Consider the following 10,607-nt stretch of genomic DNA (forward strand, 5'->3'; position numbering starts at 1 on the left):
CGCGTAGGGCGCGCCGTAGCCGGGACCGCCATAGCCGTAGCCGGGGGCGCCAAAACCAGGGCCGCCGTAGCCGGGGCCAGGGCCGCCGTAGCCGTAGCCGGGACCGCCGTAGCCGTAGCCTGGCCCGCCGTAGCCGTAGCCGGGTCCGCCGCCGTAGCCGTTGCCATAGCCGCTACCGCTGCCGCGACCGCTCATGCTGAAATCCATGTTGCCGAATCCGTCGCCGTTGCCGCTGTTGCCGAAGGGGCCCCAGCCCCAGGCCTGGGCGGCGCCCGGCGCGATCACGGTTCCGGCCAGCGCCAGGGCGAGGGCCGAAGCCTTGAGGAGTTTCTTCATCGGGTTAGTCCTTTCAAGTGCTTTTCCCTCGTGGGTGGAGACCGAATGCCGGGAGGAGGGGCGGCTCCAGGCGTCGGCTGGCCGGGAACGCCATCGGCGTTCCGCGCTAATTCCGGACGTAGTCATGCATTCACCGGGGTGCTGCGCTTTCGACAGCGCGGGCACAACCTGTTGCTCCAGCCTTCGCTGGAAAACTTCTCGCCGCAAGACAGACAACACCGTTGGCGGGGCACATCCCCACCGGCCCTCGTGATGGCGGCAGGCGGGTTGTCGGGCGGATCGATGGGCTTGGCGATGTCGTGCATGGCAAGAGTCCTGATGCAGCCCTTATTCCTCGGGCGTCTCGGTCGGCGGGGGCGGAGCGGAGCCATCCTCCGGCTTCGCCACTCCCGCCTTGTCCTGCTTCGCGGCGAGACGTTCCGCCTTCTTTTCCGCCTTTTGGCGCTCCCGTTCGAAGCGTTCGAAGCGGTAGTTGGGCTTTTTGGGCATTGGCGTTCCTTCCGACGCGGCGGTCGCGTGCAAGCAGTTGGGGTGAGGCCGCCGGGCGGCGATGGCCATGGCGGCGGCGGTCATGTCGGGCCGCGGCTCCGTCGCCGGTAGGCCCAAAGGGCGGCTTCCGCCGCCAATTTGCGTTCGAGGGACGGCGCTTCCTTGAAGGCCAGGATCAAGGCCCGATAGACAGTGCTGGCAACGGCGTCCTGACTGCCGCGGGAAACTCGGGCCGGCGTGCGAACGTCGCGCGATTGGGGCCCGGTGATGCCGGGAACCCGAAGATTTCGTGATAACAAGAGTAAGGCTTTCCTTTGAGTGTCCAATATCCGGTTTCTTGAGCGAAACCAAATCTGACACCACTTCCTGTTTTTGACGCACAGGGATGAGAAAAACGCAGCCTACATCCACTCACAAGGACGACGCCCTTGTCAGGAGGCCCCTCATCCCATGATTTACAGGAAGGTGATTTGATCTTCACACATCCGTGTAAGGATGTCAAAGTTTTATTCCCATATCTGCCGTCGCGTGCCCGACGCAGAACACCCGTACCCTGCCGGGGGCTTGCGCCAGGGCGATAATACGGATTTGCTAATATTCAAATGTCTCCGTTTCAGCTTTGATTTCAAGGCGGTAAATGGGCGGTGTCGGGGCTTGACAGGGCGGGGGGGCGTCGGTACTGTGCATCGCAGCATAGCGGTGCGTTTCCTGCCGGACGGAGGATCTTTCGCCCCTCGCCGATGAATGACCAACCCCCACCGGATCCCCTGGAGGACCTGGATGTCCGCTTGAAGCGGGCCCGGGCCGAGGCCGAAGCCCCCGAAGGGCGAGGCCCGGCACTCAAGGTTTCCATGACCGGCTTCGGGATGGCCTTTCGCATCGGGACCGAGATGGTCGCGGCCCTAGGGCTGGGAGTGGCGATAGGAATCCTGCTGGATCGTTGGTTGGGGACGTCGCCGGGGTTCCTGGTGGTGTTCTTCTTTCTCGGCGCGGGCGCCGGTGCGTTGAACGTCTATCGGGCGGCTTGCGGGATCGGCATGGCGCCGGGCTACCGCCGGCCGGGGGATGATCGAGGGGACGGTCCGCCCGAGGTGGGCGGCTGAAACGACAGGCGGAATTTCCGGAAAGGCGGCGACGTGGCCAATCCTCTCCATCAGTTCGAGATCAAGACTATCGTGCCCATCGAGATCGGCGGGCTGAATGCCTCGCTGACCAACTCGGGCGTTTTCATGCTGCTGACCGTGGCGGCGGTCACCCTGTTCCTGACGGTGGGCATGCGGGGCCGCGCCCTGGTGCCGGGCCGCTGGCAGTTGATGGCCGAGATGTCCTACGAGTTCATCGCCAACATGATTCGCGACAACGTGGGCAGCGAAGGGCGGCGCTACTTCGCCTTCATCTTCTCGCTGTTCATGTTCATCCTGTTCGCCAACCTGTTGGGCCTGATTCCCTTCGCCTTTACCTTCACCAGCCACATCATCGTCACCTTCGCCATGGCGCTGTTCGTCTTCCTGGGCGTGACGGTGGTCGGTTTCGCCAAGCATGGCATGCATTTCCTGCACTTCTTCGTTCCCAAGGGCGTGCCGTCCTGGATGACGCCCTTCCTGGTGCTGATCGAGGTGCTGTCTTACCTGTCTCGGCCGTTCAGCCTCTCGATTCGCCTGTTCGCCAACATGATGGCCGGCCATACCATGATGAAAGTCTTCGCCGGCTTCATCGTGCCGTTGAGCTTCTGGGGCGGATGGGCGCCTTTGGGCGTCGACGTGCTGCTGACCGCCTTCGAATTCCTCGTGGCGTTCCTGCAGGCCTACGTGTTCACCGTGCTCACGTGCCTGTATCTGAACGACGCGATCCACCTGCATTAAGCAACGCAAACCAAGGAACAGTGACCATGGCTATGGAATATCTTCAGCCCGCCAAGATGATCGGTGCCGGCCTGGCGGTGATCGGTCTGGGTGGCGTCGGTGCCGGTATCGGCAACATCTTCTCCTCCCTGATTAATTCGATCGCCCGCAACCCGGCCTCGCGCGGCCAGGTGTTCGGCTTGGCGATGCTGGGCTTCGCCCTCGTGGAGGCGGTGGCGCTCTACGCGCTGCTGATCTCCTTCCTGATCCTGTTCACCTGAACGGAGCGGCCATGCGCCCGGCGAAGTTCCTCATCGCGATCGGGGCCGCCGCCGCTGGGCTGGCGGCGAGCGCCGGCAGTGCCTTCGCCGAAGGCTTGCCGCAGCTCGACACCAAGGCCTTCGCGCCGCAGTTGGTGTGGCTGGCGGTTTCCTTCGCCCTGCTCTATCTGCTGATGGCGCGGGTGGCGCTGCCGCGGGTTTCCGAGGTCTTGGAAGACCGCAAGCGGCGTATCGAGGAAAACCTGAAGAAGGCCGAATTTCTGAAGGCCGACGCGGCGGCGATGGCCGAGGCCTACCAGAAGGCCATCACCGAGGCCAAGAGCCAGGCCCAGAACGCGGTACGGGAAGTGCGCGAGAAGGCCGCCGCCGAAGCCGCGAATCGCCAAGCGGTGCTGGTCGAGCGACTTTCCGGGCAGGTCCGGGAAGCGGAGGCGCGCATCGAGGCCGCCCGCAATGCCGCCGTGGCCGATATCCGGGGGATGGCGGTCGAGGTGGCGGTGGCCGCTGCCGAGCGCCTCCTTGGGGAGCGTCCGGATGGGGCGGCCGTGCAGGCCGCCGTCGACAAGGCGATGAAGGAGCGTGGGTGATGCAGGCTTGGGCTGCCGAGGTTTCGGGGGCGGCGCAAGGCGCGGAGCCCTTTTTCCATGCTCCCGAATTCTGGGTGGCGCTGGCTTTCGTCATCATGGTGGCGGCGTTCGGCCGCAAGGCATGGGCGACCATCGCCACCGGCCTGGACGACAAGGCCGAAACCATCAGGAACCGCATCGAGGAAGCCGAACAGCTGCATCAGGAGGCGAAGGAGCTGCTGGCCTCCTACCAGCGGCGCCAGCGAGAGGCCGCCGACGAGGTTGGCCGCATTACCGATCATGCGCGCGCCGAGGCCGAACGGCTGGCTGCTCGTGCCGCCAAGGACCTGGAGATTGGCCTCAAGCGCCGCGAACAGCAAGCGCTGGACCGTATTGCCCGCGCCGAGGCGGAAGCCGTCTCTCAAGTGCGCCAGGAAGTGGCCGGCTTGGCTCTGGACGCCACCCGTCACCTGTTGCTGGAAAAGGCCGTCGGCAAGAAGGCCGACGCCCTGATCGACAACGCCATCGAGGAGCTTCCCAATAAGCTTCATTGACCGGGTCCGGGCCCGTGGACGGGCCGCTCGAGCGAAGATCAAGAGGGCAGGGATCGCAATCCTTGCCCTCGCGGTTTTTTGTGGGGTGGGCGGACTGCCAACGGTAGCGTCTGATGTCACGTCGTCCACCGCCGATCATACCAAGTTCAAGGACCTGCAGCGGACCTTCGCCTCGGGCCCCGAGGTGACACGCGCTTGCCTGGGCTGTCATACGGAAGCCGCCAAGCATCTCATGCGCACCCAGCACTGGCGTTGGGAGTTTGACAACAAGCTGACCGGCCAGAAGCTCGGCAAGCGCCATGTGGTGAACAGCTTCTGCGGCGCCACCGCTTCCAACGACAGCTACTGTACCGCCTGCCACGTGGGCTACGGCTGGAAGGATCTGCGCAAGGAACACCAGGGGGAAGACAACGTCGACTGCCTGATCTGCCACGACACTACCGCCACCTACCGCAAGGGCGAGGGCGCGGCCGGGATGCCGGACGCGACGTCCGTCGCCAACCTGACGGAAATCGCCCGCAAGGTCGGCAAGACCCAGCGGCACAACTGCGGCAACTGCCACTTTCACGGCGGTGGCGCCAACGGGGCCAAGCACGGCGATCTGGACAACTCGCTGATTACGCCGTCCTTCTACCTGGACGTCCATATGGACGACATGGGGCTGAACTTCGCCTGTTCGCGCTGCCACGGTTCGGCGGCCCACCAGGTGCAGGGCAGCCGCTATGCCACCACGGCCCGCGATACCCACGGCATCGACGCGCCGGGCCGCGACGACGGCAACCATGCCACTTGCGAATCCTGCCATGGCGCCGTGCCGCACCAGAACCGCAAGCTCAACCATCACACCGACCGGGTGGCCTGCCAGACCTGCCACATTCCCGAATTCGCCCGCGGCAGCGTGCCGACCAAGACGCTGTGGGACTGGTCGACGGCGGGGCGTCTGGATGGCGACGGCAAGCCCTATTCCACGGTCGATCCCCGCGGCTACGAGGTCTACACCAGCAAGAAGGGGACCTTCGACTGGGGGCGCAACGTGACGCCCGAATACCGCTGGTACAACGGCCGCATCCGTTACACCCTGGTCACCGACCGGTTGGACGACACCCGCCAGCCGGTGCCGATCAACGCCATCGAAGGCGGTCCTTCCGACCCGGACGCCCGTATCTGGCCGTTCAAGGTCATGCTGGGCAAGCAGGTCTACGACACGCAGCGAAAGACGCTGCTGGTCAATCATATCGCCGGCAAGGGCGATCCCACCGCCTTCTGGAACGGGTTCGACTGGGCGACATCGCTCAGGGTGGGTACCGAATACGCCGGCCAGCCCTTCAGCGGCCAGTGGGGCTTCGTGGAAACCACCATGCTCTGGCCCATCACCCACATGGTGGCCCCCAAGGACAAGGCGCTGGCTTGCGACGCCTGCCACAGCCGCGACGGGCGGCTCAAGGACTTGTCCGGCTTCCACATGCCGGGCCGCGACTACAACCGGTTTCTGGAGTGGCTGGGTTTTCTGCTGGTGGGCGGTGCCCTGTTCGGCGTCCTGGGCCATGCGGCGGCGCGGGCGATCCTGGCCGTCCGGCGGCGCAAGGGGGGCGGCCATGGGGCGTAGGATTCACCTCTATTCCAAGTTCGAGCGCTTCTGGCACTGGTCGCAGGCGCTGCTCATCATCACCATGGGGGTCACCGGTTTCGAGATCCACGGCGCCTACCATCTGGTGGGGTTCAAGGCCGCGGTCGATTTCCATACGACGGCGGCCTGGGCGCTGATCGCGCTCTGGATCTTCGCCATCTTCTGGCATCTGACCACCGGGGCCTGGAAGCAATACGTCCCGACCCGGGAAAAGCTGCTGTCGGTGGCCAAGTTCTACGCGGTCGGCGTCTTCCGGGGCAAGCCGCACCCTTACGAACGCACCACCCACCGCAAGCTGAACCCCTTGCAGCGCCTGGCCTACCTGGCCTTCAAGCTGGTGATGGCGCCCATGCTGTGGATCACCGGGTTGCTCTACATGTTCTACAACGAGTGGCCGGCCTGGGGTCTGGCGGCCTATCTGGACCTGGCGACCGTGGCGCTGGTCCACGTTACCGGTGCGATCCTGATCGCTACCTTCCTGGTGGTGCACGTCTACATGGGCACCCTGGGCGCCACCCCTTGGGAGCACTTCAAGTCCATGCTGACCGGTTGGGAGGAAGTCCATTCCAGGGACGACGGAGCCGAACCGTCGGCTTGACAGGGCGACAGTCGGCTGGCGATGATCGCGACAGGGAGGACCGTTCGGTGAATTCCTTGCGGCAGGTCGTGCATCGCCAACTCGACGTCCGGGCGCGGCGAACTCACGGATTGTCGACGGCCAACCAAGTCATCGTGTCGCTGATCCTGGTCGGTGCCTTGATCGATATCCTGTCCACCGAGCCGCGTCTCCACGACGCGGCACCGGGATTCTTCTCGGGGGCGGAATGGGGATTGGGGCTGGCTTTTACGCTGGAGTACGTCCTTCGCCTCTGGGCGGCGGGGGAGCGTCCGGAATACGCGGGCTGGCGACGGCTGCGCTACTTGGCGACGCCCATGGCCCTGATCGACCTGGCGGCGACTCTGCCCTTATGGCTGTCTCTGGGGGAGAGCGACGCCTTCGTGCTGCGGCTGCTGCGGCTGTTGCGCATTCTGCGGCTGGCCAAATTCGGGCGCTATTCGCTGGCCATGTCCAGCATCGCCGAGGCCGTCCGCGAACGCCGCTTCGAACTGGCGGTCAGTGCGGGCGTCGCGACGATCTTCATGGTCATCGCGGCGGCACTCCTTTATCTGGTCGAGGGCGAAGCCCAGCCCGAGGCGTTCGGCAGCATCCCCCGCGCCCTTTGGTGGGCGGTGGTGACCTTGACCACGGTCGGCTACGGCGACGTCTACCCCATCACCATGGCCGGCCGCATCTGCGCGGGCCTGGTGGCGGTGCTCGCCATCGGCCTGATCGCCATGCCGACCGGCATCCTCGCGGCCGCCTTCAGCGATGCCTTCCAGAGGCGCCGACGGGGCGAGCCCTCCGAGGACTGAGGGCGATCAAATCCGTTCCACGTCCACGTCGTGGCTGCGCTGGCCGTAGTGGTCCGCGAGTTCCGGTCCGCCGGGCAACGGACAGCCGCGAAGGTGGGAATCTCCGGTCCGCCGATGGTCGTGCGGCGCCAGGAGATGGACGCCGCCGTCAAGCAGTCGGGCATAGCCGCCGCCGCAGGCCCGCATCGCCGAGAGCGCTCCCTGGAGGGCGACCGCCTGCGCCTGGAACGTGAGAGTCATGGGATTCTCCGTCATCGCCGCCTCCTTTGCGCAAGATGGGGGATTCCAAGACCATCCATTCTACCATCCGGTCTGCCCGGCCAGGTTCGCGACTTCAGCGCTTCTGCCATGGCCCGGCGGCATGTCGGGGGATTCCCTTTGCCAGGCCCGCCCGCCTTTGGCACAGTTGGACCATGCAACGGATCGGCAAGTACATCGTCGTCAGGGAGATCGTCGTTACCGGGTTCTCCGACATCCTGCTCTGCACCGACCCGGATCTGGAGGGGCGGGTGGCGGTCAAGCTGTTCAATCCAAAGGGCGACAACCAAGGCGCGGCTGCCGAATACGGGCCGACATACTGGCTGACCCGTTTCGTGCAAGAGGCACGGCTTCTGGCCAGTCTCGACCATCCGCATATCGTACCGGTGCGCGAGTTGTCGTCCACCGCCGACGGGCGGCCTTACTTCGTCATGCCGTGGATCGAGTCCAAATTGACTGACGAGATGGGCCGCGACGTCTCCGATGCCGGCGAGGCGGAACGCCTGGGTCCGGAGGAACGGCCCCGCCGGTTGGCCGTGGGGCGGGCGGCTTCCATTTTGCGCCAGACCCTCGACGCCCTGGCCTACCTGCACGGGCGCGGCCTGGTGCACCGGGACGTCAAACCGGGCAACCTGCTGTTGACCCGGCGGAACGGCGGGGCCGTGAAGCTCTGCGACTTCGGCATGGTCAAGTTCCCCGACTGGAGCCTATCGCGGGCCGGCGTCTGGCTCGGGACCCTCGACTACATCGCGCCGGAACAACGCCACGACGCGCGGGCCGTCGACGCCCGCGCCGACGTCTATGGGGCGGGCGCCGTGGCCTACAGGATGTTCACCGGAACCTTGCCGGCCGGAGCCTTCCCTCCTCCTCGCGCGGTGGTGCCCGAGGTGCCGCGGGCCCTGAGCGATTTGGTGATGCGGTGCCTGGCACCCGACAGGGCCAGGCGGCCGCGGGACGGCGCCGAAATGCTGCGCCTGCTCGACCAGGCCTTGGGTGCGCCCCGGTCTCCGACGCCCGCCAAGCCCAAGGTGCGCCTGAAGGGCAAGGCGGTCCTCACTCCTCTGCGGCCCGTCGAACCGGTTCCCTCTCCGCCTCCTCCGCCGCCGCCCGAGAAGGCGTCCCGCCAAGTGCGGGTGACCCGCAAGGAGACGAAGAAGATCACTCTCCACCACAAGGACGGGGTCGACCTGAAGCAGGCTTTGGCGCCCAAGACGTCCGGTCCCTTGCCCGCCGTTCGCGTCGTCAAGGTCACGCGGCGCAACGTCGATCCCCATTGACCCGGAGCCCTGTCATGCCGAGCGCATTCCGTCTTCCGATGGCCCTCGTTCTCGTTCTTCTGGCCCTGCCCGCCGCCGCCGAACCGATCGGCGGGGCCAAGCTGGGCGTGGTGCTCATGCACGGCAAGGGCGGCACGCCCCACCGGTTCGTGTCCAGCCTGGCCACCCGCCTGGAGGAGGCCGGCGTTCTTGTCGCCGCTCCGACCATGCCCTGGGGCAAGGGCCGCATCTACGACCGTACCGTCGACGAGGCGATGGCCGAAATCGACGGGCATGTGGAAAAGCTGAAGGCGGAAGGGGCCCGGCGCATCGTCGTCATGGGCCACAGCCTGGGCGGTAACGCGACCTTGGCCTATGCCGCCCGCCATCCCGAAGTGAACGGCATCGCCTGCCTGGCGACCGGCCATTTCCCCGAGGCCTTTCAGGGCAAGCTGGGCGGCAGCGTCGCCAAGGCCAAGACCATGATCGATGCCGGCCAGGGCGGGGAAAAGGCTTCCTTCGACGATCTCAACGTGGGCCCGCAGCCCCCGGCCTATACGACCGCCGAAATCTATTACAGTTGGTTCGCCCCCGACGGTCCCGCCGCCGTGCTGCCCAACGCCGCCCGGGTGGCGCCCGCGATTCCGGTGCTCTGGGTCGACGGGGCGCAGGACAACCTGCTCGGCAACCCGATCACCCGGCGCCTCAAGGATATCCTCGGGTCCCGCCCGTCCTTCGAGCGGATCGAGGTGGACGCGGGCCATATCGACGTTCCAGAAGCGGCCGACCGCCAGGTCGTCGAGTGGCTGCGCAAGCTACCTTAGAACCACCGCCGGGCGGGTGAACGGGGCCAGCGCCGGCCATTCAAAGACCCGCTTGGAGCCTGAAAGCGGCAAGGGTATGCTCATCGCAGGAGAACCGCAGCATGTCCAAGGCAGCAAAGGAAGCCGAAGTCCTCGCTCCGGTCATCGCCCGGATCGTCGAACGTCTTGACCCCGAAGCGATTTGGCTGTTCGGTAGCCGCGCCGGCGGAAAGGCAAGAACCGACAGCGACTACGACCTGCTGATGATTCTGCCCGACGGAACCCCCGAAGACGATCTTGACCCGGTTCGAGCATGGGAAGTGGTTCGTGGTCTCGGGGTGCCGATCGATGTGGTGCCCTGTACTCGTTCCGAGTTCGAGGAGGAAAAGGACGAAATCGACAGCCTGCCTCGGGCGGCGGTCACCTGGGGAAGGCTGATTTATGAGCGTCACCCGCAGAATTGATGCCCTGCTCGAGATCGCCGAAGAAGATGCCCGGGCGGCAGGGGTGTTGTCGGTCGCCCTTAATCGAAACGCCGCCTATCATTGCCAGCAGGCCATCGAGAAGGTGATGCGGGCGGTTCTGCTTCACCGCGGTATCGAGGCTGGACTGGAACATCGGCTCGACGTGCTTCTGGGGAAGATTCCCGATGACAATCCATGGAAGACCATGCTGAAGCCTTTCGATGTCTATACGCCCTATGCGACGGCGTTCCGCTACCCGACTCCGGGAGGACGCATACCGAACCCGCCATCGTCGGAGAAGACCAACGCGGATGCCAAGATGATCCAGGAGATAATTGGCGTCGCCCGTCTCGAACTGCTCGCCGAGGGCCGCTGAGGGTATACGGCCGCGGAATATCCGGCTATACGACCACCGCCGGGCGGGTGAACGGGGCCAGCGCCGGCCAGGCGGCGTCCCGGGCGATGGCTTCGGCCGCGGCTGCCGGGTCGGTCACCACTACCCCTTGCAGGCGGTGGAAGCCGTAGGACAAAAGGCGCGACGACAAAGGCGTCGCCGCCCCCGCCAGGGCGACGGTCGCTGACGCCGGGCAGGATTCCAGCAAGGCCGGCAGGGTCAGTTCGGCCAGCGCCGAGGATGAAAGTACGATGGCGCCGCTGCCGGGCAGCAGCCAGGAGGCGGCGGCGCGCGGCAACTCGCCCGGGCCCAGGGCGAGGCCGGC

General features: G+C 65.9%; 16 protein-coding genes. 12 read left to right on the forward strand and 4 right to left on the reverse strand.

Translation table 11 applies throughout. The features are described 5' to 3' along the window. The coding region (locus H7841_16705; protein ID MEO5338506.1) for a hypothetical protein at positions 1 to 336 on the reverse strand (336 nt) is incomplete at its 3' end. A 327-nt stretch (positions 337 to 663) separates the two neighbouring features. Beyond that, complete coding sequence (locus H7841_16710; protein ID MEO5338507.1) at positions 664 to 909, reverse strand: hypothetical protein; 246 nt, start codon at positions 907 to 909, stop codon at positions 664 to 666. Positions 910 to 1,613: 704 nt separating this feature from the next. Here H7841_16710 and H7841_16715 point away from each other — a divergent pair. From H7841_16715 to H7841_16750, 8 genes are all read left to right on the forward strand, one after another. Then, a complete protein-coding gene (locus H7841_16715; GenBank protein ID MEO5338508.1) occupies positions 1,614 to 1,928 on the forward strand; it encodes an AtpZ/AtpI family protein in 315 nt (104 codons plus the stop codon). Positions 1,929 to 1,961: 33 nt separating this feature from the next. After that, positions 1,962 to 2,687, forward strand: a complete 726-nt coding sequence (locus H7841_16720) for a F0F1 ATP synthase subunit A (protein MEO5338509.1) — start codon at positions 1,962 to 1,964, stop codon at positions 2,685 to 2,687. Positions 2,688 to 2,719: 32 nt separating this feature from the next. Then, a complete protein-coding gene (locus tag H7841_16725) occupies positions 2,720 to 2,947 on the forward strand; it encodes an ATP synthase subunit C family protein (protein ID MEO5338510.1) in 228 nt (75 codons plus the stop codon). A gap of 11 nt (positions 2,948 to 2,958) precedes the next feature. Further along, complete coding sequence (locus H7841_16730) at positions 2,959 to 3,534, forward strand: F0F1 ATP synthase subunit B' (GenBank protein ID MEO5338511.1); 576 nt, start codon at positions 2,959 to 2,961, stop codon at positions 3,532 to 3,534. Then, complete coding sequence (locus tag H7841_16735; GenBank protein ID MEO5338512.1) at positions 3,534 to 4,067, forward strand: F0F1 ATP synthase subunit B; 534 nt, start codon at positions 3,534 to 3,536, stop codon at positions 4,065 to 4,067. The genes H7841_16730 and H7841_16735 overlap by 1 nt, the downstream gene beginning before the upstream one ends. Positions 4,068 to 4,152: 85 nt before the next feature. Then, the gene (locus tag H7841_16740; GenBank protein ID MEO5338513.1) at positions 4,153 to 5,673 is read left to right on the forward strand and encodes a tetrathionate reductase family octaheme c-type cytochrome; all 1,521 of its coding nucleotides are present in this window, start codon (positions 4,153 to 4,155) and stop codon (positions 5,671 to 5,673) included. Further along, positions 5,663 to 6,292: a cytochrome b/b6 domain-containing protein gene (locus H7841_16745; GenBank protein ID MEO5338514.1), complete on the forward strand. Its 630-nt coding sequence runs from the start codon at positions 5,663 to 5,665 to the stop codon at positions 6,290 to 6,292. Before H7841_16740 ends, H7841_16745 begins: the two co-directional genes overlap by 11 nt. A 47-nt stretch (positions 6,293 to 6,339) precedes the next feature. After that, positions 6,340 to 7,107 carry an ion transporter gene (locus H7841_16750; protein MEO5338515.1) on the forward strand — a complete coding sequence of 256 codons (768 nt, stop codon included), beginning with the start codon at positions 6,340 to 6,342 and terminating at the stop codon, positions 7,105 to 7,107. 6 nt (positions 7,108 to 7,113) lie between these two features. Here H7841_16750 and H7841_16755 read toward each other — a convergent pair whose 3' ends face one another. Further along, positions 7,114 to 7,362, reverse strand: coding sequence for a hypothetical protein (locus H7841_16755; protein MEO5338516.1), 249 nt, complete (start codon positions 7,360 to 7,362; stop codon positions 7,114 to 7,116). A gap of 158 nt (positions 7,363 to 7,520) precedes the next feature. On the opposite strand from H7841_16755, the gene H7841_16760 reads away from it, so the two are divergent. From H7841_16760 to H7841_16775, 4 genes are all read left to right on the forward strand, one after another. Continuing rightward, the gene (locus tag H7841_16760; GenBank protein MEO5338517.1) at positions 7,521 to 8,642 is read left to right on the forward strand and encodes a serine/threonine protein kinase; all 1,122 of its coding nucleotides are present in this window, start codon (positions 7,521 to 7,523) and stop codon (positions 8,640 to 8,642) included. A 14-nt stretch (positions 8,643 to 8,656) separates the two neighbouring features. Beyond that, positions 8,657 to 9,445, forward strand: coding sequence for an alpha/beta hydrolase (locus H7841_16765; protein ID MEO5338518.1), 789 nt, complete (start codon positions 8,657 to 8,659; stop codon positions 9,443 to 9,445). A 101-nt stretch (positions 9,446 to 9,546) separates the two neighbouring features. Next, positions 9,547 to 9,888 carry a nucleotidyltransferase domain-containing protein gene (locus H7841_16770; protein MEO5338519.1) on the forward strand — a complete coding sequence of 114 codons (342 nt, stop codon included), beginning with the start codon at positions 9,547 to 9,549 and terminating at the stop codon, positions 9,886 to 9,888. Next, the gene (locus H7841_16775; protein MEO5338520.1) at positions 9,866 to 10,264 is read left to right on the forward strand and encodes a HEPN domain-containing protein; all 399 of its coding nucleotides are present in this window, start codon (positions 9,866 to 9,868) and stop codon (positions 10,262 to 10,264) included. The genes H7841_16770 and H7841_16775 overlap by 23 nt, the downstream gene beginning before the upstream one ends. A gap of 25 nt (positions 10,265 to 10,289) precedes the next feature. On the opposite strand, the gene H7841_16780 is transcribed toward H7841_16775, so the two are convergent. After that, positions 10,290 to 10,607: DUF364 domain-containing protein (locus tag H7841_16780; protein MEO5338521.1), on the reverse strand; the 318-nt coding region annotated here is incomplete at its 5' end.

This window comes from Magnetospirillum sp. WYHS-4 (genome assembly GCA_039908345.1).
In the GTDB taxonomy this organism is placed as follows: domain Bacteria; phylum Pseudomonadota; class Alphaproteobacteria; order Rhodospirillales; family GLO-3; genus JAMOBD01.

What these genes read in the sequence shown, in the direction of transcription:
- H7841_16735 (MEO5338512.1), top strand. Translation starts at nt 3,534, where the DNA reads ATGCAGGCTTGGGCTGCCGAGGTTTCGGGGGCGGCGCAAGGCGCGGAG.
- H7841_16770 (MEO5338519.1), top strand. Translation starts at nt 9,547, where the DNA reads ATGTCCAAGGCAGCAAAGGAAGCCGAAGTCCTCGCTCCGGTCATCGCC.
- H7841_16730 (MEO5338511.1), top strand. Translation starts at nt 2,959, where the DNA reads ATGCGCCCGGCGAAGTTCCTCATCGCGATCGGGGCCGCCGCCGCTGGG.
- H7841_16755 (MEO5338516.1), bottom strand. Translation starts at nt 7,362, where the DNA reads ATGACGGAGAATCCCATGACTCTCACGTTCCAGGCGCAGGCGGTCGCC.
- H7841_16760 (MEO5338517.1), top strand. Translation starts at nt 7,521, where the DNA reads ATGCAACGGATCGGCAAGTACATCGTCGTCAGGGAGATCGTCGTTACC.
- H7841_16745 (MEO5338514.1), top strand. Translation starts at nt 5,663, where the DNA reads ATGGGGCGTAGGATTCACCTCTATTCCAAGTTCGAGCGCTTCTGGCAC.
- H7841_16725 (MEO5338510.1), top strand. Translation starts at nt 2,720, where the DNA reads ATGGAATATCTTCAGCCCGCCAAGATGATCGGTGCCGGCCTGGCGGTG.
- H7841_16775 (MEO5338520.1), top strand. Translation starts at nt 9,866, where the DNA reads ATGAGCGTCACCCGCAGAATTGATGCCCTGCTCGAGATCGCCGAAGAA.
- H7841_16765 (MEO5338518.1), top strand. Translation starts at nt 8,657, where the DNA reads ATGCCGAGCGCATTCCGTCTTCCGATGGCCCTCGTTCTCGTTCTTCTG.
- H7841_16710 (MEO5338507.1), bottom strand. Translation starts at nt 909, where the DNA reads ATGACCGCCGCCGCCATGGCCATCGCCGCCCGGCGGCCTCACCCCAAC.